This window comes from Streptomyces sp. NPDC049813 (assembly GCF_044465085.1).
Taxonomy (GTDB): domain Bacteria; phylum Actinomycetota; class Actinomycetes; order Streptomycetales; family Streptomycetaceae; genus Streptomyces.
Genome location: NZ_JBITLI010000001.1, coordinates 655,511 through 678,229 on the forward strand (window position 1 = coordinate 655,511; position 22,719 = coordinate 678,229).

19 protein-coding genes and 1 pseudogene are annotated in these 22,719 nt (G+C 72.8%); 13 read left to right on the top strand and 7 right to left on the bottom strand.

The genetic code is table 11. The annotated features are described in order from the left end of the window. The first annotated feature begins 66 nt into the window (after nt 1-66). The 3 genes from ACIBW6_RS02895 (at nt 67) to ACIBW6_RS02905 (ending at nt 2,416) form a co-directional block, all read left to right on the top strand. Nucleotides 67-1,290: an MFS transporter gene (locus tag ACIBW6_RS02895; RefSeq protein WP_399055858.1), complete on the top strand. Its 1,224-nt coding sequence runs from the start codon at nt 67-69 to the stop codon at nt 1,288-1,290. A 139-nt stretch (nt 1,291-1,429) separates the two neighbouring features. Further along, on the top strand, nt 1,430-2,071 hold the full coding sequence (locus ACIBW6_RS02900) for an NAD(P)-dependent oxidoreductase (RefSeq protein WP_399055860.1): 642 nt from the start codon (nt 1,430-1,432) through the stop codon (nt 2,069-2,071). 84 nt (nt 2,072-2,155) lie between these two features. Then, a complete protein-coding gene (locus tag ACIBW6_RS02905) occupies nt 2,156-2,416 on the top strand; it encodes a DUF5133 domain-containing protein (protein ID WP_399055862.1) in 261 nt (86 codons plus the stop codon). On the opposite strand, the gene ACIBW6_RS02910 is transcribed toward ACIBW6_RS02905, so the two are convergent. The 3 genes from ACIBW6_RS02910 to ACIBW6_RS02920 form a co-directional block, all read right to left on the bottom strand. Continuing rightward, entirely contained in the window at nt 2,405-4,180 is a 1,776-nt protein-coding gene (locus ACIBW6_RS02910; protein WP_399055864.1) for a coagulation factor 5/8 type domain-containing protein, read from the bottom strand. The two genes, ACIBW6_RS02905 and ACIBW6_RS02910, sit on opposite strands and share 12 nt — an antisense overlap. Before the next feature lie 286 nt (nt 4,181-4,466). Further along, on the bottom strand, nt 4,467-5,015 hold the full coding sequence (locus ACIBW6_RS02915) for a DUF4232 domain-containing protein (protein ID WP_399055866.1): 549 nt from the start codon (nt 5,013-5,015) through the stop codon (nt 4,467-4,469). A gap of 231 nt (nt 5,016-5,246) precedes the next feature. Further along, complete coding sequence (locus ACIBW6_RS02920) at nt 5,247-6,593, bottom strand: ROK family protein (RefSeq protein WP_399055868.1); 1,347 nt, start codon at nt 6,591-6,593, stop codon at nt 5,247-5,249. A 205-nt stretch (nt 6,594-6,798) separates the two neighbouring features. Here ACIBW6_RS02920 and ACIBW6_RS02925 point away from each other — a divergent pair, with 205 nt between their 5' ends. The 5 genes from ACIBW6_RS02925 to ACIBW6_RS02945 all read left to right on the top strand — a co-directional run bounded on the left by ACIBW6_RS02925 (nt 6,799) and on the right by ACIBW6_RS02945 (nt 12,535). Continuing rightward, nucleotides 6,799-8,115 carry an ABC transporter substrate-binding protein gene (locus tag ACIBW6_RS02925; RefSeq protein ID WP_399055870.1) on the top strand — a complete coding sequence of 439 codons (1,317 nt, stop codon included), beginning with the start codon at nt 6,799-6,801 and terminating at the stop codon, nt 8,113-8,115. 14 nt (nt 8,116-8,129) lie between these two features. Further along, the gene (locus tag ACIBW6_RS02930) at nt 8,130-9,140 is read left to right on the top strand and encodes a carbohydrate ABC transporter permease (protein WP_399055872.1); all 1,011 of its coding nucleotides are present in this window, start codon (nt 8,130-8,132) and stop codon (nt 9,138-9,140) included. Then, on the top strand, nt 9,133-10,005 hold the full coding sequence (locus ACIBW6_RS02935; RefSeq protein ID WP_399055874.1) for a carbohydrate ABC transporter permease: 873 nt from the start codon (nt 9,133-9,135) through the stop codon (nt 10,003-10,005). Before ACIBW6_RS02930 ends, ACIBW6_RS02935 begins: the two co-directional genes overlap by 8 nt. 41 nt (nt 10,006-10,046) lie before the next feature. Beyond that, nucleotides 10,047-11,411 (top strand): GH1 family beta-glucosidase, encoded by a 1,365-nt coding sequence (locus ACIBW6_RS02940; protein ID WP_399055876.1) that lies wholly within the window; start codon nt 10,047-10,049, stop codon nt 11,409-11,411. 143 nt (nt 11,412-11,554) lie between these two features. After that, complete coding sequence (locus ACIBW6_RS02945; protein ID WP_399055878.1) at nt 11,555-12,535, top strand: SDR family oxidoreductase; 981 nt, start codon at nt 11,555-11,557, stop codon at nt 12,533-12,535. 7 nt (nt 12,536-12,542) lie between these two features. Here ACIBW6_RS02945 and ACIBW6_RS02950 read toward each other — a convergent pair whose 3' ends face one another. Next, nucleotides 12,543-12,782 carry a hypothetical protein gene (locus tag ACIBW6_RS02950; protein WP_399055880.1) on the bottom strand — a complete coding sequence of 80 codons (240 nt, stop codon included), beginning with the start codon at nt 12,780-12,782 and terminating at the stop codon, nt 12,543-12,545. Nucleotides 12,783-12,963: 181 nt separating this feature from the next. On the opposite strand from ACIBW6_RS02950, the gene ACIBW6_RS02955 reads away from it, so the two are divergent. Continuing rightward, a complete protein-coding gene (locus tag ACIBW6_RS02955; protein ID WP_399055882.1) occupies nt 12,964-15,072 on the top strand; it encodes a hypothetical protein in 2,109 nt (702 codons plus the stop codon). 44 nt (nt 15,073-15,116) lie between these two features. On the opposite strand, the gene ACIBW6_RS02960 is transcribed toward ACIBW6_RS02955, so the two are convergent. Further along, nucleotides 15,117-15,953 (bottom strand): endo alpha-1,4 polygalactosaminidase, encoded by an 837-nt coding sequence (locus ACIBW6_RS02960; protein ID WP_399055884.1) that lies wholly within the window; start codon nt 15,951-15,953, stop codon nt 15,117-15,119. Nucleotides 15,954-16,350: 397 nt separating this feature from the next. Between ACIBW6_RS02960 and ACIBW6_RS02965 the strand changes: the two genes are divergently transcribed. Further along, complete coding sequence (locus tag ACIBW6_RS02965; protein ID WP_399055886.1) at nt 16,351-17,067, top strand: ribonuclease H; 717 nt, start codon at nt 16,351-16,353, stop codon at nt 17,065-17,067. Between the two features lie 116 nt (nt 17,068-17,183). Here the strand turns inward: ACIBW6_RS02965 and ACIBW6_RS02970 are convergent. Beyond that, a pseudogene (locus ACIBW6_RS02970) lies at nt 17,184-18,038 on the bottom strand (family 16 glycosylhydrolase); the annotation flags it as partial. A 304-nt stretch (nt 18,039-18,342) separates the two neighbouring features. On the opposite strand from ACIBW6_RS02970, the gene ACIBW6_RS02975 reads away from it, so the two are divergent. Next, nucleotides 18,343-19,305 (top strand): D-2-hydroxyacid dehydrogenase family protein, encoded by a 963-nt coding sequence (locus ACIBW6_RS02975; protein ID WP_399055888.1) that lies wholly within the window; start codon nt 18,343-18,345, stop codon nt 19,303-19,305. Nucleotides 19,306-19,321: 16 nt separating this feature from the next. On the opposite strand, the gene ACIBW6_RS02980 is transcribed toward ACIBW6_RS02975, so the two are convergent. Next, nucleotides 19,322-19,822 (bottom strand): cupin domain-containing protein, encoded by a 501-nt coding sequence (locus ACIBW6_RS02980; protein WP_399055890.1) that lies wholly within the window; start codon nt 19,820-19,822, stop codon nt 19,322-19,324. A 247-nt stretch (nt 19,823-20,069) separates the two neighbouring features. Here ACIBW6_RS02980 and ACIBW6_RS02985 point away from each other — a divergent pair, with 247 nt between their 5' ends. Then, on the top strand, nt 20,070-20,855 hold the full coding sequence (locus tag ACIBW6_RS02985; protein ID WP_399055892.1) for an SAM-dependent methyltransferase: 786 nt from the start codon (nt 20,070-20,072) through the stop codon (nt 20,853-20,855). A gap of 211 nt (nt 20,856-21,066) precedes the next feature. Continuing rightward, nucleotides 21,067-22,701 carry a GMC oxidoreductase gene (locus ACIBW6_RS02990; RefSeq protein ID WP_399055894.1) on the top strand — a complete coding sequence of 545 codons (1,635 nt, stop codon included), beginning with the start codon at nt 21,067-21,069 and terminating at the stop codon, nt 22,699-22,701. Nucleotides 22,702-22,719 lie beyond the last annotated feature (18 nt).

Sequence of the window (22,719 nt, forward strand, 5' to 3'; positions counted from 1 at the left end):
TGTGCGATCGTTCGGATGACAAGGATGTGTTGGACTCATCGATGCGGGCGGCCGCAGGCTGGACCCATGACACAGCTGAACGCCCTGCCCGGCACGGGAGTTGGCGGCGACCCCGCCCCTCACGCACCCCGCGCCGCCGGACCGCGCCGGAGCCTCCTGCTCCTCATGGCCGTCGCCACCGGCCTGTCCTGCGCGGGCAACTACGTCGCGCAGCCGCTCCTGGACCTCATCTCCCACGAGTTGCGCCTCGGCAGCGTCCTCGCCGGCCTCGTCGTCACCGCGGCCCAGGCCGGATACGCCCTCGGCCTGATGCTGCTCGTGCCGCTCGGCGACGTCGTCGACCGGCGCCGCCTCGCCGTCGCCCTGTTCACGGCCACCGCCCTGTTCCTGACCGTCTCGGCGCTCGCGCCGAACGGCGCGTTCCTGCTCGCCGGCACCGTCCTCACCGCCCTCACCTCGGTCGGCGCCCAGGTCGTCGTCGCGCACGCCGCCGCCCTCACCACAGCCGAGAGCCGGGGCCGTGCCGTCGCCACCGTCATGTCGGGCATCCTGCTCGGCGGACTGCTGGCCCGGACGGCCGCCGGCGGGCTCTCCGCGCTCGGCGGCTGGCGCACCGTCTACTGGGTGCTCGCCGCGCTCATGGCCCTCGCCGCCCTGGCCCTGCACCGGGCGCTGCCCCGCCTGCCCGTCACCGCCGACCTGCGCTACCCCGCGCTGCTGCGCTCCACCGTCACCCTGCTGCGCGAGGAGCCGCCGCTGCGCCGGCGCGCACTGCTCGGCGCCTTCTCCCTCGCCTCCTACAGCGTGCACCTCACCGCGCTCACCTTCCTGCTCGCCGGGGAGCCCTTCGGCTGGTCACCGCCCGCCATCGGCCTGTTCGGGCTGGTCGGCGCGGTGGGCGTGCTGACGATGACGGGCGCCGCCCGGCTCAGCGACCGCGGCCACGTCCGGGCCGTCACCGGCGCCGCCGGGGCCCTGCTGCTCGCGGGCTGGCTGCTGCTCCTCGCAGGGGAGCGCTCCCTGTTCTGGCTCACGGCCGGGGTCGTCGTCCTCACCGTCGGCCAGCAGGCCGTGCTCAACAGCAGCCAGACCGTCCTGTACGCGCTGCGCCCCGAGGCCCGCAGCCGCATCAACGCGGCGTTCATGACGAGCTTCTTCCTCGGCGGGGCCGTCGGCTCGGCCCTCGCCTCCGTCGTCTGGGCCGCCGCGGGCTGGCCCGGCGTCTGCGTGCTCGGCGCGGCACCGGCCGTGGGCGCGCTCGCGGTCTGGGCCACGGAGCGCGGGCACTGACATCCGGCCACCCGTCCACCCCGGCCGCGCCACCACCCGTACCTCGCCGCGCGGCCACCCGCAGGCCCCCGCCCCAGTACACCCCACGTTCCCGCATCACCATCGCCCCTACGCCTTCCGGCAGTTGAGGAGACCCCCCATGAACATCACCGTCTTCGGAGCCGCGGGCAGCGTCGGCCGTCGCGTGGTCGCCGAGGCCCTGGCCCGGGGCCACCAGGTCACCGCCGTGGTCCGCGATCCGGCCCGGGCCACCGGGCTGCCCGGCGCGGCCTCGCTGCGCACCGGCGACGCCGCCGACCCGCGCTCCGTGGCGGAACGCGCCGCGGGCCAGGATCTGGTGATCTCCGCGACGAGACCGCCGAACGGACGCGAACCCGAACTGGCCGCCGTGGCGCAGGCGTTGCTCGCCGGGCTGCACGGCACCGGCGTCCGCCTCCTGCTCGTCGGCGGCGCCGCCGGGCTGATGGTGCCCGGCACCGGCGGGACCACCGTGGTGGACGCGCCCGGCTTCCCGGCCGCCCTGCGCCCGATCGCCCTGGCCTGCGCCGCGCAGTTCGACGTCTGCCGCGCCACCGGCCACGACGTCGACTGGGCCTACCTCGCCCCCGCCGCCGTCCTGGAGCCCGGCGAGCGCACCGGCCGCTACCGGCTCGGCACCGACACGCTCGTCGTCGACGCCGAGGGCGCCTCCGCACTCTCCATGGAGGACCTGGCGGTGGCCCTCATCGACGAGGCCGAGCGGCCCGCGCACCACCGCACCCGGTTCACGGCGGCGTACTGAACGAGCCGTCCGATACCGGCCCGTTTGCGGGGTGATCGGCCGGGCACCAGGACGAGGAGCCCGCGACGACAAGGAGCCCCGACGATGCTGCTGGCCCACCCCGCCCTGCTGGCCGATCTCGTCAGCGAGTACGAGGCGCTCAGCGCGCTGGACGCCGAGGACGGCGGCGCCGAGGCACGGCGCCGCCTGGACGACGTCACCTACACGCTCTGCGTCGCCACGGGTACCCGCGACATCGACAGCGCCCTCGTCGCGGCCAGGCACCGGCTGCCCGGTGCCCGGGTCCACGACGACTCGCTCATCGGGGCGGCCCGCCCCAGGACGGCGCGGCTGTCAGGGGTATGACACCACGGTCGACGGCACGGTGGTGTCGCCCGAGGTGGCACCGCCGATGTCGTTGATGACGTGGTCGTACTGCCCCTTGCCACCCAGCGACACCACCAGCAGCCCGTGGAACTTCACGCCCGCCGTGTTCGGCGCCGCGAAGCCGTGCCCCTGCCGGATCGTCGGGTCGACGTTGTAGTAGCAGTACGAGCCGAGCCCCCAGCCCTCGTGCGTGGTCACCGATTCGGCGACCTTGTACGCGGCGTAGCCCTTGACCGAGCCGTTCTGGATCGCCGCCTGGTTCGGGGCGTCGTACGCCTTCTCGTTCTGGTAGAAGATCGTGCGGCCGCGCTCGCCGTTCCACTGCACGTCGTACTTGTTGAAGTGCTCCACGAACAGGCCGGTGGCCAGCACGTCGGCGCCGTTGACCACGATGCCGTAGTCGGCGCGGTTGGTCTCCCAGCCAACCCCCTCGCCGTGGTCGGCGCGCCACACCCAGGTGTGGTCCACGATGGTGTGCCGGGCGTTGATCACCATGCTGGTGGTGGCCTTGCCCGCGCCCGCGCCGCCGATCCGCACGAAGACGTCCTGCACGGTGATCGGGTCGGCCGAGTGGTCCGCGGACGCGCCCTGCGGGCCGACCTCCAGCAGCGTCGCGGAGTTGACGGTACCCGCGTCGATCAGGAACCCGGCGAGCCGGACCCCGTCCACGTCGGCCACCTTCACCGCGGTCGCCCCGCCGTCCGGGACGAGCGTCGCGTAGCCGAGACCGAGGACGACGGTGCCCGCCCGGTTCACCTCGATCGCCGCGTCCAGGTGGTAGATGCCAGGAGTGAGCAGCAGGTGCAGCCCCTGGGCGAGGGCGGCGTTCAGCGTGCCCGCGCCGTCCCCCGGCTTCGCGACGTAGAACTGGTCGAGCGGCACCGACATGCCGCGCGGTGTCCCGCTGCCCCAGCTGGTGCCGCGCGCGTTCGTCCGCTTCTCCGGCAGGAACACCTTGTACTCCGCGCCGTCCAGGTAGAGGAACGGCTTCTCGCGGGAGACCGGCGTCGTGTCGAGCGTGGTGTACGGCGGATCGGGGAAGCTCTGCGCGGGCGCGCCCTCCACGCCGGAGAACACCATGTTCCACACGGCGTTGAGCCAGCCGCCCACGGACGAGTCCCGGGTGTACCACTGCTGCTGCGAGTAGGGCCCGACGCTGCCGTCGACCCGGGTGTCGGCGATGTAGCCGCCGCTCGCCCAGCCGTAGCCGTCGGGCGCCAGGTTCAGGCTGCCGCGCACGTGCATCCGGCGGAACGGGGCCGCCTGGGAGACCGCCCACCGGTTGGTCCCGCTGACCGGCACGAGCGCGAGGTTCTCCGCGCTGCGCCAGAAGTTCTGCGTGGCGTTGCCCTGGAACCAGCCCGCGTCGACGGTGACGTCCCCGTTGATGGTGGTGTCGTCGGGGGACAGGCCGAGGCCCGCGATCGAGGTGTAGAAGCCGAGTTGGGCGTTGAGGCCGTTGTAGGTACCCGGCTTGAACAGCAGCGCGTACCGGCCGGTGCCGAACTGGGCCGACTCCTGCTGGTGGAAGATCTCATCGAGCTTGGCCTGGATGCCTGCGGTGGCCGGGTCGAAGACGATGACGTTGGGGCCGAGGTCGCCGCCGCCGGCGAGTGCCGCGCGGGGCGCGGCCGTGGCCCCGGCCGCGGAAGCGGCGGTGGAACCGAGTACCGGCAGGGTCGCGGCAGCGGCGGCCGCGCCGAGGACCGCGCGGCGTGTGGGGGGAAGGGGGAGATGGGGCACAGCGGCTCTCCTGGTTCATGAAGTGAACGAGTGGGGGTGATGGGAGCGCTCTCCTGGCGACGCATGTTTCAGGCGCGTGAATCGGGCGTCAAGAGTTGCGACCGAAGTTCCCGGCGATCGCAGGGTCGTAGCCCCAACAAAACGCCCACAATGGGCAGTTGGCCGTCGGCCGAGATTCAGGAAGTGACGGAACGAGCCGCCGCCGTCCCCGCGGTGGCCGAGCCGTCCGGGCGCAGGTCGGCCGGGTGCGTGGAGCCGACGGGGCGACGGACGGCGGGAGCCGCTGTCAGACCGCCAGGACGCCCCGGCCCGTCGTCTCCTCCAGGAGGACCTCGGCGGCGCGGTCGGGGGACGTCTGCCAGAGCGTCGTCACCGGCTCGTAGACCCGCAGCCCCGCCGGTGCGCCCAGCTTCAGCACCTGGAACGTCCGGCCGTCGTGATCCGGGACGGCCGAGACGTGCAGGGAGAGCACAGTGCGGGCCTCCTGCTCGGCGTCCTTCGAGTCGGACAGCGAGCGGACCGCCGCGTAGAGGGTGTGGTGCCCGGCGAGGGTCCGTCCCGCGTGCCGCATCTGCGGCACCGGCAGGGCGGCCCCGTCCAGCTCGCCGTAGGTGACGGTCGGGACGCGGTCGACGAGGCAGGCCCGCCCGGCGTCGTTGCGCACGCTCAGCTTGATCACGCCGTCGCTGCCGTCGGAGGGTTCGGCGCGCACGGTCAGGTCCTTCTCGGCGCAGGGCGACAGCGTGGCCGTGGGCCGCGCCGACGCGGTCGGGGCGGCGAGGGCGGTCAGGGCGGCTGCGGCGGCCAGGGCCACCGTGGCGAGACGTGCGCGCATCGAGATCCCCAGTTCGTTGCCGCGGTCAGGTCAGTGCCGGGCCGATGACGGGTCAGTGCCGCATCGGTACCGGATCGGTGCTGGTCGGCCTGGAGCAGGGCGGACAATTCAGGCACAACAGCCTATCCCGGCCCGGTGGCCTCCGCACCTCCCCGCGCGAGCGGGGCCCTGTGCCCTCCGCACCTCCCCGCGCGAGCGGGCCCCGCGCCCTCACCCTCGGCCGGGCCCGGCCTACTGCGCCGCCCCCTGTCCGCCCGCCGCCGGGACCCGCCCCCGCGCGCCGCGGCGGGCCACCAGGGCCCGGCGCCAGCCGGCGAGCTCCGGGGCCGGGGCCGGTTCGGCGCGGCGTCCGCCCCGCTGGAAGAAGCCCGCGAGCGGCAGGGTGGCCGCGCCGACCGTCACCGCGTCGGGGCCGAGCCGTCCCAGCTCCACGCCGACGCGCCCGACGGGGTAGTCGAGGGCGTAGGTCCCGATGTGCCGCCGTACCGACTCCAGGAACCGGGGGCCGAGCCGCAGTCCGGCCCAGCCGCCGATCAGGATGCGCTCGGGCTGGAAGAGGTTGACCAGGTCGGAGAGGCCCGCGCCGAGGTACTCGGCGGTCTCCTCCAGGACGGAGAGGGCCAGGGCGCGCTCCGGCGCGAAGGCCCCGGCCCCTCCGTCGCCGTACGCCGTCTCGAGCAGTTCGGTCAGGGCCGCCTCCTCACCGCCGTCGCCGCTCGGCGCCCCGCCCGCCTCCCGCCACCGCTCGACCAGCGCCTGCGCCCCCGCGTACGCCTCCAGGCAGCCGAGGGCGCCGCACCGGCAGCGCCGTCCGCGCACCCGTACCGTGAGGTGGCCCCACTCGACGGCCCGCCCCTCGGCCCCGTCCTCCGCGACCACGCAGGCGCCGACACCCGAACCGAACAGCACGACCACGGCACTGGCCGCGCCCCGCCCGGCCCCGAACCACATCTCCGCCTGGCCGAGCGTCTTGGCGCCGTTGTCGATGAAGTACGGGACGTCCGCCGGGAGTTGGGTGCCCTCGCGCAGCAGCTGCTCCAGCGGGACGGCCCGCCAGCCGATGGTCTGGCCGTGCACCACGGCCTCGCGCTCCGGCTCCCACGCCACGATGCCGGGCACGCCGACCCCGACCCCGAGCAGCTGTCCGGGGTCGGCGTCCGCCGCCGCGAGGACATCGGCGACACCGTCACGGATGTGGCCCACGACCAGCTCGACGTCGTAGCGGTCCCGGACCGCCAACGGGCGCTCCACGCGCGCGAGTTCGGTCAGGACCAGGTCGAACAGCTCGACGCGCACGAGGTTCTCGCCGACGTCCACGCCGATCAGCAGCCCGCAGTCCGGGGCGATCCGCAGCAGCGTGCGCGGCCGGCCGCCGTCGGACTCGACGCTGCCCGCCTCCTCCACCAGCCCCTCGGCGGCGAGCTCGGCCACCACATTACTGACGGAACCTGAACTCAGTCCGGTGGCAGGACCGAGCTCGTACCGGCTCAGCGGACCATCGAAATACAACTGTTGCAATAGGGCTGCGCGATTCTCCCGCCGCAGGTCGTGCACCGTACGCCCGTTCCGCCCGGCCATGATCTCCCTCTCCCTGCGTCGACAAGACGCCAACAAACCCCGCTTCGCGCAAGATACCCGTGTGCGATCTCTTGACGCCCTCTTCCTGTGCGGCTTAACTCACAGCCTAAATTAAGCCCTGAGGGCGTTCACTACTTGAACCCGTAGGCGTTGCAGCCTCGGTGGACGCGGTCAGGCTTCCTCCGGATAAGGGACACCTGGAGCCATGAGCAGAATCCGAGCCGCAGCCGTCGGCGCCGCCACCCTCTCGCTCGCCCTCGCCGCGACCGCCTGCGGCGGCGGCTCGTCCTCGGGCGGCGGGTCCAACGACTCCCCGAAGAGCCTGACCTACTGGGCATCCAACCAGGGCGCGAGCATCGCGGTCGACAAGAAGGTCCTCCAGCCCGAACTCGACAAGTTCGAGCAGCAGACCGGCATCAAGGTCAAGCTCGAAGTCGTCCCGTGGTCGGACCTGCTCAACCGCATCCTCACCGCGACCACCTCGGGCCAGGGCCCCGACGTCCTCAACATCGGCAACACCTGGAGCGCGTCGCTCCAGGCCAGCGGTGCGCTGCTGCCGTGGGACGCGAAGAACTTCGACAAGATCGGCGGCAAGGACCGGTTCGTCGAGTCCGCGATCGGCTCGGCCGGCGCCGAGGGCAAGGACCCGGCGGCCGTCCCGCTGTACTCGATGTCCTACGCGCTCTACTACAACAAGAAGATGTTCAAGGACGCGGGGATCACCAAGCCCCCGGCGACCTGGGACGAGATCGTCGCCGCCGGCAAGAAGATCTCCAAGGGCGGCAAGTGGGGCCTCGCCGCCGAGGGCTCCAACCTCTCCAACAACATCCACCAGGTCTTCGTCCTCGCCAAGCAGCACGGCGCCGACTGGTTCACCGCCGACGGCAAGCCCGACTTCACCTCCGACGGCGCCGTCGCGGCCGTCAAGCAGTACGTCGACCTGATGGCCAAGGACAAGATCATCGCGCCCGGCAACGCCGAGTACGCGCAGAACCAGTCCCTGAGCGACTTCTCCAAGAACAAGACCGCGATGGTGCTGTGGCAGGCCGCCGCCTCCACCTTCAAGTCGCAGGGCATGAAGGACAGCGACTTCGGCGTGGTGCCCGCGCCCGTCCAGTCCGGCGCCCCTGGCCAGGGCGAGTCCACCAACTCCATGGTGGCGGGCATCAACATCGCCGTCTTCAAGAACACCAAGAACCTCGACGGCGCCACGAAGTTCGTGAAGTTCATGACCAGCACCGAGGAGTCCAAGCTCCTCAACAAGACCTACGGCTCCATACCGCCGGTCAAGGACGCCCAGAGCGACCCGGCGTTCAACGCGGAGGCCACCGGCGTCCTCAAGGACACCCTCGCCAAGAGCGCGGCCCCGCTGCCGCAGGTCGCGGACGAATCGCAGTTCGAGACCGCCGTCGGCACGGCCGTGAAGGAGCTCTTCGCGGACGCCGCCGCCGGCAAGCCGGTCACCACGGAGTCCGTGAAGGCCGCGCTCACCAAGGCGCAGCAGTCGATGCCGAACAAGTGAGTGCGGAGACCCACATGACCACGACCGCCACCACCCCCGCCGCCGAGGCGGGGGAGGGGCGGGCCGTCGGCAAGAACTCCCCCGGGGCGGCGCGCGGCAAGAGCCGCCGCCCCGGGCGGATCCGCCGGATCGGCCTGCCGTACCTGCTCCTTCTGCCGGCCCTGGCCCTCGAACTGCTGGTGCACCTCATCCCGATGGTCATCGGCATCGTGATGAGCTTCCGCGAGCTCACCCAGTTCTACATCCGGGACTGGACCGGTGCTCCATGGGCCGGCCTCGACAACTTCAAGGTGGCCGTCGACTTCGACGCCCCCGTCGGCCAGGCCCTGCTCCACTCCTTCTTCGTCACCTGCCTCTTCACGATCCTGTCCGTCGCCCTGTGCTGGGCGATCGGCACCGCGGCCGCGATCTACATGCAGGAGACCTTCAAGGGCCGCGGCATCCTGCGCGCCCTCTTCCTGATCCCGTACGCGCTGCCCGTCTACGCCGCCGTGATCACCTGGGTCTTCATGTTCCAGCACGACAACGGCCTGGTGAACCACGTCCTGCACGACCAGCTCGGCGTCACCGACAAGCCCTCCTTCTGGCTCATCGGCGACAACAGCTTCTACGCGCTGCTCACCGTCTCCGTCTGGAAGGGCTGGCCGTTCGCCTTCCTCATCGTGATGGCCGGACTCCAGAACATCCCCAAGGAGATGTACGAGGCGGCCGCGCTCGACGGCGCGGGCCTGTGGCAGCAGCTGCGCCGCATCACCCTGCCGTCGCTGCGCCCCGTCAACCAGGTCCTCGTCCTCGTGCTGTTCCTGTGGACGTTCAACGACTTCAACACGCCGTACGTGATGTTCGGCAAGGCGGCACCCGAGGCGGCGGACCTGATCTCGGTCCACATCTACCAGTCGTCGTTCGTGACCTGGAACTTCGGCAGCGGCTCCGCCATGTCCGTCCTGCTCCTGCTGTTCCTGCTCGTCGTGACGGGCGTGTACCTCGCGCTCACCTCGCGCGGAAGGAAGACCGCCGATGTCTGACACCGCAACCCGGCCCCGGTCGCCGATGGCGGCGCCCCGGTCCTTCGTGTGGTCCCGCCGCATCTTCCTGACGCTGCTCACCGGCTTCGTGCTGCTGCCCGTGTACGTCATGGTCTCCAGCTCGCTCAAACCGCTGGAGGACGTCCAGGGCGAGTTCCACTGGATCCCCAGCGGTCTGACGATCCGCCCGTACATCGACATCTGGTCGACCGTCCCGCTCGCCAAGTACTTCACGAACTCGGTGATCGTGGCGGGCGCGGCGACCGTCTGCTCCGTCGTCATCGCCGTCTTCGCGGCCTACGCGGTCAGCCGTTACCGCTTCCGCGGCAAGCGCGTCTTCACGGTCACCGTCCTGTCGACGCAGATGCTGCCCGGCATCCTCTTCCTGCTGCCGCTCTTCCTCATCTACGTCAACATCGGCAACGCCACCGGGATCGCCCTGTTCGGCTCGCGCGGCGGACTGATCCTCACCTACATGACGTTCACGCTGCCGTTCTCGATCTGGATGCTGATCGGGTACTTCGAGTCGGTCCCGCGCGACCTCGACGAGGCGGCCCTCGTCGACGGCTGCGGTCCGCTCGGCGCGCTGTTCCGGATCATCGTGCCCGCCGCCATCCCCGGCATCGTCGCCGTCGCCGTCTACTCGTTCATGACCGCCTGGGGCGAGGTGCTCTTCGCCTCCGTCATGACGAACGAGGCAACGCGCACCCTCTCCGTCGGCCTCGGCGCCTACGCCAACCTCAACGACGTGTACTGGAACCAGATCATGGCCGCCTCCCTGGTCGTCAGCGTGCCCGTCGTCGCCGGCTTCCTGCTGCTCCAGCGCTACCTCGTCACCGGCCTGACCGCCGGCGCCGTCAAGTGACCGATCCCCGTACCAGCGCACGCCCTTGTGAAAGGAACCCCGTGTCCGACCCCCTTGACCTTGCCGCCTTCCCGCACGACTTCCTGTGGGGCACGGCCACGTCGGCATACCAGATCGAAGGCGCAGTCGCCGAGGACGGCCGTTCGCCGTCGATCTGGGACACCTTCTCGCACACCCCCGGAAAGGTCGACAACGACGACCACGGCGACATCGCCTGCGACCACTACCACCGCTGGCGCGACGACCTCGCCCTGATGGGACAGCTCGGCACCAACGCCTACCGGCTGTCCGTCGCCTGGCCGCGCGTGATGCCCGGCGGCGACGGCCAGGTCAACGCCGAGGGCCTGGACTTCTACGACCAGCTCATCGACGCCCTGCTCGCCCAGGGCATCACCCCCTCGGTCACCCTCTACCACTGGGACCTGCCGCAGGTGCTCCAGGACCGGGGCGGCTGGCCGGCCCGCGAGACGGCCGAGCACTTCGCCGCCTACGCCGCCGTCGTCGCGGAGCGCCTCGGCGACCGCGTCAAGCACTGGACGCCGCTGAACGAGCCCCTCTGCTCCGCCTGGATCGGCCACCTCGAAGGCCGGATGGCCCCCGGCTGGACCGACCTGACCGCCGCCGTCCAGGCCTCCTACCACCTGCTGCTCGGCCACGGTCTGGCCACCCAGGCCATCCGCGCGGCCGTGCCCGGCGCCGAGGTCGGCATCGTCAACAACCTCGCCCAGGTCGTGCCCGCCACCGACCGCCCGGAGGACATCGCCGCGGCCCGCCGGATGGACGGCCACTCCAACCGCTGGTGGCTCGACCCGGTGCACGGCCGCGGCTTCCCCGCCGACATGGTCGAGGTGTACGGCGTCGACTTGCCCGAGCAGCCCGGAGACCTCAAGACCATCGCCGAACCGCTCGACTGGCTGGGCCTCAACTACTACTTCCCGTCGACGATCGCCGACCACCCGGCGGGCCCGGCCCCCTACGCGCAGGCCGTGCGCCGGCTCGGCGTCCCGCGCACCGGCATGGACTGGGAGGTCGACGCGGACGGCATCGAGACGCTGCTGCTGCGCCTCACCCACGAGTACGGCGCCCGCAAGCTGTACGTCACGGAGAACGGCTCGGCCTACCCCGACGTGGTCCGCCCCGACGGCACCGTGGACGACCCCGAGCGCGAGGAGTACCTCGTCAACCACATCGCGGCCTGCGCCCGGGCGGCCCGCAAGGGCGCCCCGCTCGCCGGGTACTTCGCGTGGTCGCTGCTCGACAACTTCGAGTGGGCGTACGGCTACGACAAGCGGTTCGGCCTCGTCCACGTCGACTACGCGACGCAGGCGCGCACCATCAAGGGCAGTGGCCACCGGTACGCGGACATCGTGCGCCGCCACGGGGCCCGCGCCCGGCGCGCCGCCTGACGGCTCCGTCGCAGCGGGACCACCGGGAAGGGCCCCGCTGCGACGGTCACCACCGAAATCCGGACAGCGGATGTCGGGGTTCATGGGGATGCTCGACGAAAGGAGCAGCGAACGCCGCACCCCACGACGGACAGGAGACAGACGTGACGCACGCGCAGCAGGACGCCCACGAGGGCCCGGCGGGCTCCCGGCAGGAGGAGCCGGCCGACCAGCGGGCGCCGCTCGCCGGGAAGGTCGCCCTCGTCGCCGGTGCCACCCGCGGCGCGGGCCGCGGCATCGCCGTGGAGCTCGGCGCGGCGGGCGCCACCGTCTACGTCACCGGCCGCACCACCCGCACCCGGCGCTCCGAGTACGACCGCGCCGAGACCATCGAGGACACCGCCGACCTGGTCACCGCGGCGGGCGGACAGGGCATCGCCGTCCCCACCGACCACCTGGAGCCCGACCAGGTCCGCGCGCTCGTCGAGCGCATCGACGCCGAGTCCGGCCGCCTCGACGTCCTCGTCAACGACATCTGGGGCGGCGAGCAGCTCTTCGCCTGGTCGAGCCCGGTCTGGGAGCACGACCTCGACAAGGGGCTCCGACTGCTCCGCCTCGCCGTCGAGACCCACGCGATCACCAGCCACCACGCGCTGCCGCTGCTGCTGCGCGGGTCCGGCGGCCTGGTCGTGGAGATGACGGACGGCACGGCCGAGTACAACGCCGCGCACTACCGCAACTCCTTCTTCTACGACCTCGCCAAGAGCTCCGTGCTGCGCATGGCGTTCTCCCTCGGCCACGAACTGGGCCCGCGCGGCGCCACCGCCGTGGCCCTCACCCCCGGCTGGATGCGCTCGGAGATCATGCTCGACGCGTTCGGCGTCACCGAGGCCACCTGGCGCGACGCCCTGAAGGACGAGCCGCACTTCGCCATCTCCGAGACCCCGCGCTACGTCGGCCGGGCGGTCGCCGCGCTCGCCGCCGACCCGAACGTCCACCGCCTCAACGGCACGTCGCTCTCCAGCGGCGGCCTCGCCCAGCTCTACGGCTTCACCGACCTCGACGGCAGCCGCCCCGACGCGTGGCGGTACCTCGTCGAGGTCCAGGACGCCGGCGAACCCGCCGACACCACTGGTTACCGGTGAGCCCGGCTTAGATCCCGTCGTCCGGGCTGCTGGTCAGGGCGGGCCACATCGCGCTGCCGCCGCCGCGCCACTCGATGAAGTCCGGGTCGTCGAGCGGCGCGTCCTGGAGCCCGGCGCGGCGCAGGAACTCCACCACGTCCGCCCGTGAGGTGGCGAGGCCCACGTCCTCACCCTGAATGGCGACGCGTCGCCCACCGGGCTGGGCCGCGTGCACGACAACTGTGGGGTATCCGTCAAGTCCGTCCATGCCCCACAGCTTCGTACGCCGCGACGCGGCCCGCACCCGCAGCGGCCGGGGAGTGCCGTGCGCGGTACCGACGGCGCGTACGTGCCCTGTGGGGAAAAGGGCCGAAAATCACCCGTAGCCGGACCAGTTGGGGTGCCCCGGCGGGGCGCGCACCGCCTCGTATTGCGGTTACGGTGCTGGGGTGATCAACGCGCAAGGCACATACGAGGCACATTCCACCGAGCCGGGGACGGCGCTGCTGCTGGCGGCCGCGCCCGCGGGCAAGGGATGCCTCATCGACGCGGCCGCCGTGCTGCCCGCGCTCGCGGCCGTCCCGCCGAGCGCGCTGACCGGCACGCCCGCGGCCACCGTCGTCGAACTCGCCGACCCGCTCGATCCGCAGACCGTCCTCACCCGCATCCGCACCGCGGCGGCGCTGCCCGGCCCGCTCCACCTGTACGTCACCGGCCAGCTCCACCTCGACCAGCGCCAGCGCCTGCTGCACTTCGCGCTGGCCCGCACCACCCCGGCCACCCTGCGGTACACGGCCCTGCCCTGGCACTGGCTCACCGGTGAACTCGCCCTGCGCCGCCCGCACACCACCACCGTCGTCCTCGACCTGGTCGCCGACGCCGCCGCCTGGCAGCACGTCCGCGACGGCGGCCCCGGCCTCGGCCACGGCGTGCGCCTGTACGGGCGGGTGGCCCCGCCGCCGCCCCGCCGCACCGTGCTCGCCGCGGCCTACCTCAAGGCGTACGCCGACATCTGGCGCACCGGCGAACGCCCCACCCGCGCCCAGCTGCACGAGGCGGCGGCCATGCACGCGGGCCCGCCGGGGGCGCTGTTCCTGGCCCAGGACACCCCGTCCCCGGGGCCGCGGCCACCCCAGCCCCCGGCCCAGACCACCCCCTGGCCGGCCGAGGCCCCCCGGACGACGCCGCCTCCGGGCCCCACCCGGCCGGAGCCCGCGGGCGTGCCGGCCGCCCGAACAGAGCCGGCGCCGGATGCCGGGCGGGAGTCCTTGCGGCTGCCGAGCACGGGCGCGGCTTCGGCGGCGTCGCCCGACGCCCGGCGGCAGCCCACGGGGGTATCGGCCGCCCGTGCCGAGTCGGCGTCGGCGCAGGATGCCGGGCGGCAGCCCACTGGGGCGTCGGCCGCCCGTGCCGAATCGGCGTGGTTGCCGGATGCCCGGCGGGAGCCCACGGGGGTATCGGCCGCCCGTGTCGAGTCGGCGTCGGTGCCGGATGCCGGGTGGCAGCCCACTGGGGCGTCGGCCGCCCGTGCCGAGTCGGCGTCGGCGCAGGATGCCGGGCGGCAGCTCGCTGAGGCGCAAGCCTCCCGTTCCGAGTCGGCGCCGGATGCCGGGCCGCCACTCGCGGCGGTGCCGGCCGCCCGCGCCGATTCCGCACCGGCGTCGGCCACGAGGCATGAGCCCGTCGGGGCGCCGACCGCCCGTGCCGAGCCGGCGCCGGACGCCGGGCCGGAAGCCGCCCCGGCATCCGCCCCCCGTCCCGAAGCGGCACCGATGCCGGCCGCCCGGCGGGAGTCTGCGCAGGCCCCGGCTTCCCGGCGGGAGTCTGCGCAGGCCCCGGCTTCCCGGCGGGAGTCCGCGCAGGCCCCGGGCGCCCGGCCGGAGCCCGCGACCGCACCGGCCGCCCGTACACGAACCGCCCCGGTGCCTGCCCGCCCCGCACCCGCCCCGGCACCGGCCACCCCCGCCGCGCCCGCGACCGCCCGTGCACCCCAGCCGCAGACGGCCTCGGCCCGTTCCGCCCAGCCACAGACGGCCCCGGCCCGATCCGTCCCGGCGCAGCCCGCCCCCGCGCGAGCCGGCAGGCCCCGGGCCACCCCGGCCCGGTCCGCGGCCGGCCAGGCCCCCCGCGCCACCGCCGGAGGCGACCCGCACCCCGCGCTGCTCGCGGCGGCGCAGGCCGGGCGGCACGGGGAGGCGTCCGCGATCGCCGCGATGTGGGAGAGCGAGGCCCTGCGTACGCACGGTGCCGGCTCCCCGCAGGCCATTCACTGGCTGGAGGTCAGGGCGGATCTGGCGCGGCTGGCCCAGGACCCGCCCCGCAGCTGCGAGCTGTGGACCGCGGTCGCCGAGGCCCGGCTGGCCCGCGGCGAAGCCGGTACCGCGGAGGACGTGGAGGCCGCCGTGGACCGCGCCCACCACCAGTGGGAACAGGTCGCGGACCCGGCCCGCGCCCGCGCCCAGGCGGGCGCGCTCAGGGCGCTGCGCCGCCGGGTCCCGGGCCGCCGCCCCGGCGCGCTGGAGGCGATCCAGCGCCGCCTGGACGCGCTCCGGAGCTGAGGGCCGGGCGGTGCCGGGGGCCTGAGCGGGACGGCGCCGCCGCCTCAACAGGCCTTGCGCACGTACCCCTTCGACCCCGCGGGCCGCACATCGAGGTCCCGCAGCACGATCGACAACCGCCCGCCCCACGCCCGGCAAGCCCGCGCGAAGTCGGCGGCGCGGTACTCGACGACGAAGACCCGGTCCCCGTACGCGGACGCGTAGGCCCCGCACTCGTCGTAGCGGGCGCACTCCTCCGACACGGCGAAGTCGAAGCCCATGTCCGCCCGCCGGGGCAGCAGATCGGCCGTGTTCTTCTGGCCGGCGGCCAGCCCCGCGGCATGCGCCCGCGCGGAGACGAGCCGCGCGAAGGCGGCCGCGTCCGCGGGCTCAAGCAGCCCGTCGGACCGTTCGTAGGAGTCGAGGTTGTCGGGTTCGACGGCCTGGAAGCCGTCGTCCGCGCAGCCGTCGATCCACGGCCCCACGATCTTCATCAGCCGCTCCCGCTTGTCCGCGCTCGACAGGTCGAGGAGCGCCTCGTCCCAGTCCTCGTCGATGACCAGGTCCCCGTCGTCGTCGCGGAGCAGCAGGTCGGGGTGGTTGCCGCGCCACCAGCGCAGCGCGTCGGGCTGGGCCTGGAAGGCGTTGACGTAGCAGACGTTGTAGCGCCCGCGGGCCGGCGCCGCCTCCCGGTCGCGGGTGAGGGCGCGCACGCCGGAGGGCGGCTGGTAGGCGCCGCCGATCTGGTAGTCGAAGTCCATGTCGGCGCTCGGGCGGACGACGTGCGGAGACTCCTTCCCCGTGGGGCCGGGGGAGGGGGCCGAGGAGCAGGCGGTCAGCAGCCCGGCGGTGACGACGAGGCACAGGGCGGAGAGCCGACGGGAAACGGGGGCGAAGATCACCCCGGCACCTTATGCGGCCGCACCGAGCGCCACGACGCCTCCACCGGAGCGCCCGGGTCCGGCGAGACCACCGCTATTGGGTGCAGGTCGGCACGGACCGGTACGTACGGTGACGTAGCTCACGCCGTGCCGGGAAGGGGCCGGGAACATCCCGGCCCCCTTACCCGTTGAACCCACCGTGGGCACGGATGGAACAGTGTCCCCGGGCCTCACCTATAGCCCGCAGGGAAGATCGTTCGGCTGAAGCCCTGCGGAGCCCCCCGCCGAGAGGCGACCGCCATCCGTGCCCCTCTTGAGCCGCCCCGGCCGTGGTCCCCCGTCACGGTCGGGGCTTCCTTCTGTCGCGCGACGGCTGGGCGCGTCCTCGACCGGGTGTCGGCCCTGGCATGATCGGGGCATGGCAGAACGTGTGATCGCCGCGTGTGACGGCGCGTCGAAAGGAAACCCCGGACCGGCGGGATGGGCGTGGGTCGTCGCCGACGGTGACGAGCGGCCCGTCCAGTGGGAGGCGGGCGCGCTGGGCACCGCGACGAACAACGTCGCCGAACTCACCGCTTTGGAAAGGCTGTTGAGCACCGTCGGTCCCGATGTGGCACTGGAGGTCCGGATGGACTCCCAGTACGCGATGAAGGCGGTCACGACCTGGCTGCCCGGCTGGAAGCGCAAGGGCTGGAAGACCGCGTCCGGCAAGCCCGTGGCCAACCAGGAGCTGGTGGCCCGGATCGACGCGCTCCTCACGGGCCGCGCGGTCGAGTTCGTCTACGTGCCCGCGCACCAGGTCGACGGTGACCCGCTCAACGACTTCGCCGACCGCGCCGCCAGCCAGGCCGCGATCCAGCAGGAGGACGCGGGCAGCGCGCTGGGTTCGCCCGTGCCGCCGCCCTCCGCCCCCTCGTCGAAGGCGCCGAAGGCGGCCAGGGCGCCGGGCGGCTCGACCCGGGCCGCCGGGGCCGGGAAGCGCAGCTCCGGGTCGTCGGGGTCCTCGGCCTCGACGCGCACGCTGAAGGCGAAGTTCCCCGGCCGGTGCCGATGCGGGCGCTCGTACGGGGCGGGCGAGGAGATCGCCAAGAACCCCGACGGCTGGGGCCACCCGGAGTGCCGCGCGACGGCCTGAGGGCCCGAGTCCGAGCCGCGATCCGAGTCCCGGCCCGTGGCCGGACGGCCGCCCCGGGAACCGGACGCCTGCCTCGGCGGCACGCGCCCGGTTCCCGGCCGTTCCGCCTCGCCCTAGTTGGACACCCGCACGTAGTCCACGACCAGCTGCTGCGGGAACTGCGTGCTGCCGTCCGGATCGCCCGGCCAGTAGCCGCCCACCGCCAGGTTCAGGATGACGAAGAACGGCTTCTCGAAGACCCACTGGTTACCGCCGACATCGGCGGGGGTGCGGGTCTGGTAGACGGTGCCGTCCACCGACCACTTGATGGAGTTGGGCGTCCAGTCGACCGCGAAGGTGTGGAAGTCGTCGGCGAAGGCCTGGCCGCCGGGGAGCGAGTAGCCCGCGCCGATGCCGCCCGAGCCCGAGTAGCCGGGCCCGTGGATCGTGCCGTGCACGGTGGACGGCTCGAAGCCGACGTTCTCCATGATGTCGATCTCGCCCGAGTTCGGCCAGCCGACCGAGCCGATGTCGTCGCCGAGCATCCAGAACGCCGGCCAGATGCCCTGGCCGCGCGGGATCTTCATCCGGGCCTCGACGTGGCCGTGCGTCGTGGAGAACTTGCCGGACGTGTTCAGACGGGCCGACGTGTACTGGCAACTGCCGTACCAGCAGTTGTAGTTGGCCGGGTTCTCCTTGCGGGCGGTGATGACCAGGTGGCCCTGGCCGTCGAGCGCCGCGTTGTTCGTACCCGGCGTGTAGTACTGCCGCTCGTGGTTGCTGACGTTGTCGCCGGTCTCGGTCTGCCACTTCGAACCGTCGACCGCGGAGCCCGCCGCCCCGTCGAAGTCGTCGGAGAAGGTGACCGCGGCCGCCGCGGTGCGGCCCTCGGCCCCGGTGCCGGCGGCCTGGGCCGCGGGCGTCAGGCCGGCGCCCAGACACAGGAGTGCGGCGGTGGCCAGGGGCAGTTTGTGGCGCAGGGGTATGCGCATGGAACATCACGTCACTTCGGGTAGGGGGATCGCGCCTGTCTCGGGCGCGCCAGAAAGTGAAGACATGGGGGATGCGTGTGGTGCGTTGACTTCAAGAGTTGATTTAAGAGACGGGTGGAAGCCCCGTCAAGGCGTTCGTCCGGACCAAGTCGCCGAACGAAGCCGGAAGTTGGGCTGGCCCCGGGCTCTGGAGGAGCGTCCCGGGCTGGACCGTCCGCGGCCCGGTCCGCCCCGGGACCGGCCTGGACCAGCGACGACAGGCCCGTACTAGGGTGACCGGACGAGCTCGAACCGGGGAGTGTTGGTGACCAGACTGCGTTGCGCCGTACTCGACGACTTTCAGGACGTCGCCCGTGAGCGGGCCGACTGGGCGCGCCTCGCGGACCGCGTCGACGTCCGCTTCCTCCACGACCACATCGCCGCGCACGACGACATCGTGACGGCGATCGGGGACTGCGAGATCGTCGTCGTGATGCGCGAGCGCACCCCGTTCCCGGCCGAACTGTTCGCGCGGCTGCCCGCGCTGCGGCTGCTGATCACCTCCGGGCTGCGCAACGCCTCGATCGACCTGGCGGCCGCCGCCGCGCACGGCGTCACCGTCTGCGGCACCCCGAGCGGCTCCGCCCCGCCCGCCGAGCTGACCTGGGCCCTCCTCCTCGGCCTGGCCCGGGGCATCGTCACGGAGCACGCGAACCTGCGCTCCGGCGGTCCCTGGCAGTCCACCCTCGGCGCCGATCTGCACGGCCGGCGCCTCGGACTGCTCGGGCTCGGCAAGATCGGCTCCCGGGTCGCGCGCGTCGGCGCCGCGTTCGGCATGGACGTCGTCGCCTGGAGCCGGAGCCTGACCGCGGAGCGCGCCGCCGAGGAGGGGGCCTCCCTCGCCGCCTCCAAGGAGGAGCTCTTCGAGACCAGCGACTTCGTCTCCGTGCACCTCGTGCTCAGCGACCGCACCCGGGGCCTGGTCGGCGCCGACGAACTGCGCCGGATGCGTCGCACCGCCTACCTCGTCAACACCTCGCGCGCCGCGATCGTCGACCAGCCGGCGCTGCTGCGGGCGCTGCGCGAGGGCTGGATCGCCGGCGCGGGCAGCGACGTCTTCGAGACCGAGCCGCTCGCGCCGGACGACCCGCTGCGCACCGCGCCGAACTTCCTCGGCCTGCCCCACCTCGGCTATGTCACCCGTGCCAACTACGACGGCTACTTCCAGGGCGCCGTCGAGGACATCGAGGCGTACCTCGCGGGCGCGCCCGTGCGCACCCTGGGCTGAATCCGCCGGGCCGGACTCAGCCGCGGACGAAGGGACGCAGGTCCGCGGCGAGGTGCGGGAACTCCTCCAGGACCGTGGCCGGCGCGAACTCGTGGTCCGCGTGGTCGAAGCCGGGCGTGACGACCTCGGCCACCAGCCCCTGCCGGGCGCCGCCCCTCAGCCGTGACGCCTTCCACCACCCGCCGGGCACCAGCAGGAACCGCTCGGCGTCCGCGCCCAGCACGGTCCGGGCCAGGGTGCCCGCCGGGTCGACGGTGACGTACTCCAGCGGGCCGCCGTCGATGAGGAAGTGCAGGATGTCGCTGCGGTTGCGGTGCAGCAGGCCGCTCGGCCGCGCCGCGTCGAGCAGGTAGTAGATCGAGGTGGCCGCGGGGCGGGGGCCGTACGCGGTGGGCACGTCCTGGGCGCCGGTGTAGATCCGCCGGAAGAAGCCGCCCTCGCCGTGCGGTTCGAGACCCAGCTCGCTCTGCCAGTCGCGCACGGTGACTCCCTCGACCAGTTCCGCGCCGTGACGCACGGGCCACCCGGCGCACGGACCACTCCACGCTGCGGGAACGCCGGAACCCATGCCCGGGCCACACCTTACGGGCCGGCGCCGCGTCCGGCACCTCGGCGCCGTACCATCGCGCCGCCGCCACCGTCCGCATCCGGGACCCTACCCGCCGTGCACGGCCAACGCCCTGACCAGCCCGGGGAGTTGACATGGCAGACTTGGACCAAGGTCATCCGACCCGTTTCGCCCCTCGCGACGATGGAGTCCGCCCATGACGGCACCCGGCCCCCGGCCCCGGATCGACACCAGTCAGGCACACCCCGCCCGGGTCTACGACTGGCTGCTCGGCGGCAAGGACAACTACGCGGTCGACGAGGCCGTCGGGGTGCAGCTGCCGCCGGAGGCGCGGGACGCCGCCCGGCAGAACCGGGAGTTCATGCACCGCGCCGCCGCCTGGCTCGCGGCGCAGGGCGTGGACCAGTTCCTGGACGTCGGCACCGGCATCCCGACCGCGCCGAACCTGCACCAGATCGTGCAGGGCATCAACCCGGCCGCGCGGGTCGTCTACACCGACAACGACCCCATCGTGCTCCGGCACGCGCAGGCGCTGCTGGTCAGCACCCCGGAGGGGGCCACCGACTACATCCAGGCCGACGTCCGCGACCCGAAGGCCATCCTCGAACACGCCCGCACCGTCCTGGACTTCGAGCGGCCCGTCGCGCTGTCGCTGATCGCGCTCATGCACTTCATCCCGGACGGGCAGGACCCGTACGACATCGTCGGGACGCTGGTCTCCGCGCTGCCCTCCGGCAGCCACCTCGTCCTCTCGCACGCCTCCTCCGACATCTTCCCCGAGCTGTCGGACCAGGTCACCGCGGAGTACGCGAAGGGCGGCATCACCCTCGGCTTCCGTACGCGCGCGGGCGTGACGCGGTTCCTGGAGGGCCTGGAGCCGGTGGCGCCCGGCCTTGTCACGGCGCCCGAGTGGTACCGCGAGGAGCCCGCCCCGCCGGCCGAGGCCAGCGGGATCTACGCCGTGGTGGCGCGCAAGCCCTGAGGCGGCGGCGGGGCCGGACCGATGTGCGGCGTGGCGAGGTGATCGCCACGCCGCACTGCTGTGTCCCGGCCCGGCCGCCGTCCGCGGGGCGGGCACAAGATCGGGAAAAGTCGGCGGGAAAGACGCTCACGTTACCAATCGGTATGTATCGATTTGTTTGGCGATCAACAGTAGAACTCGTTCCCATTCCGTCGAGAGTGAGGGACACACCATGACCGACCCGACCCGCCCTGAAGTGGCACGCAACGGAATCTCGCGCCGGGGCTTCCTCGCAGGAACAGGTTCTCTTCTCGGCGCCGTCGCGCTGAGCGGCCACGCCACCGCCGCGGAGCGCGGGGCCTCCTCCGCCGTCGCCGACGGCGCACGCATCCCCGCCCTCGTCATCGGCACCGGCTACGGCGGCTCCGTCGCCGCGCTCCGGCTCGCCGAGGCGGGCGTCGACGTGCAGATGGTGGAGATGGGCATGGCCTGGGACACCCCGGGCGCGGACGGCAAGATCTTCGCCAACACGACGAGCCCCGACAACAGGTCCTTCTGGCTGCGCACGAGAACGAAGCAGCCGCTCAGCAACTTCCTCGGCTTCCCGATCGACAGGACCATCCCGAAGTACACCGGGATCCTCGACGCGGAGGAGTTCGCGGGCATCACCGTCTACCAGGGCCGCGGCGTCGGCGGCGGCTCGCTGGTCAACGGCGGCATGGCCGTCACCCCGAAGCGGGAGAACTTCGGCGCCGTCCTGCCCACGGTCGACGCGAACGAGATGTACGGCACGTACTACCCGCGGGCCAACGCCGGGCTCGGCGTCGCCACCATCGACCCGGACTGGTTCGAGAGCGCCGAGTGCTACCAGTACGCGCGCGTCGGCCGCAAGCACGCGCAGCGCTCCGGCTTCCCGTTCGTCTTCGTCCCGGACGTCTACGACTGGGACTACATGGAGCAGGAACAGGCGGGCACGGTCCCCAGATCCGCGCTGGCGGGCGAGATCCTGTACGGGAACAACTACGGCAAGAAGTCGCTCCAGAAGACCTACCTGCCCCGGGCCAGGGCCACCGGACGGGTCACCATCTCGCCCCTGCACAAAGTGGTCTCGGTCGCCCCGGCCGCGGGCGGCGGCTACACCGTGCGCATCGACCAGCTCGCCACCACGGGCGCCGTCACCGCCACCAAGGAGATCACCGCGGACCGCGTCTTCTTCGCCGCGGGCAGCGTCGGCACGAGCAAGCTCCTCACCAAGCTGAAGGCCACCGGCGCGCTGCCGGCGCTCAACGGCGAGATCGGCAAGGGCTGGGGCGACAACGGCAACGTCATGTGCGGGCGCGCCAACCACCTGTGGGACCCGACCGGTTCGCTCCAGGCGTCCATCCCGACCGGCGGCATCGACAACTGGGCCGCGGGCGGGGCGTTCGCCGAGGTGGCTCCACTGCCCACCGGCATCGAGACGTTCGCCTCGTTCTACCTCTCCATCACCAGGAACCCGAACCGCGCGCGGTTCACGTACAACCCGGCGACCGGCGGGGTCGATCTCGACTGGCAGACCGCGTGGAAGCAGCCGGGCATCAACGCGGCCAAGACCATCTTCGACAAGATCAACGCGAAGGAGGGCACGATCTACCGCACCGATCTCTTCGGCACGTACAAGATCTGGGGCGACCACCTCACGTACCACCCGCTGGGCGGCGCCGTCCTCGGCAAGGCGACCGACAACTACGGCCGTCTGCACGGCTATCCGGGCCTCTACGTCATCGACGGCGCGCTGATCCCGGGCAACACCAGCGTCAACCCGTTCGTGACGATCACGGCGCTCGCCGAACGCAACATCGAGAAGATCGTCGCCACCGACCTGTGACGGCCGCGCCCTGTCCGG

Excerpts from the sequence above, each read along its gene's own strand:
- ACIBW6_RS02895 (WP_399055858.1), top strand. The coding sequence starts at position 67 with ATGACACAGCTGAACGCCCTGCCCGGCACGGGAGTTGGCGGCGACCCC.
- ACIBW6_RS02905 (WP_399055862.1), top strand. The coding sequence starts at position 2,156 with ATGCTGCTGGCCCACCCCGCCCTGCTGGCCGATCTCGTCAGCGAGTAC.
- ACIBW6_RS02990 (WP_399055894.1), top strand. The coding sequence starts at position 21,067 with ATGACCGACCCGACCCGCCCTGAAGTGGCACGCAACGGAATCTCGCGC.
- ACIBW6_RS02985 (WP_399055892.1), top strand. The coding sequence starts at position 20,070 with ATGACGGCACCCGGCCCCCGGCCCCGGATCGACACCAGTCAGGCACAC.
- ACIBW6_RS02930 (WP_399055872.1), top strand. The coding sequence starts at position 8,130 with ATGACCACGACCGCCACCACCCCCGCCGCCGAGGCGGGGGAGGGGCGG.
- ACIBW6_RS02900 (WP_399055860.1), top strand. The coding sequence starts at position 1,430 with ATGAACATCACCGTCTTCGGAGCCGCGGGCAGCGTCGGCCGTCGCGTG.
- ACIBW6_RS02935 (WP_399055874.1), top strand. The coding sequence starts at position 9,133 with ATGTCTGACACCGCAACCCGGCCCCGGTCGCCGATGGCGGCGCCCCGG.
- ACIBW6_RS02925 (WP_399055870.1), top strand. The coding sequence starts at position 6,799 with ATGAGCAGAATCCGAGCCGCAGCCGTCGGCGCCGCCACCCTCTCGCTC.
- ACIBW6_RS02915 (WP_399055866.1), bottom strand. The coding sequence starts at position 5,015 with ATGCGCGCACGTCTCGCCACGGTGGCCCTGGCCGCCGCAGCCGCCCTG.
- ACIBW6_RS02920 (WP_399055868.1), bottom strand. The coding sequence starts at position 6,593 with ATGGCCGGGCGGAACGGGCGTACGGTGCACGACCTGCGGCGGGAGAAT.
- ACIBW6_RS02965 (WP_399055886.1), top strand. The coding sequence starts at position 16,351 with ATGGCAGAACGTGTGATCGCCGCGTGTGACGGCGCGTCGAAAGGAAAC.
- ACIBW6_RS02950 (WP_399055880.1), bottom strand. The coding sequence starts at position 12,782 with ATGGACGGACTTGACGGATACCCCACAGTTGTCGTGCACGCGGCCCAG.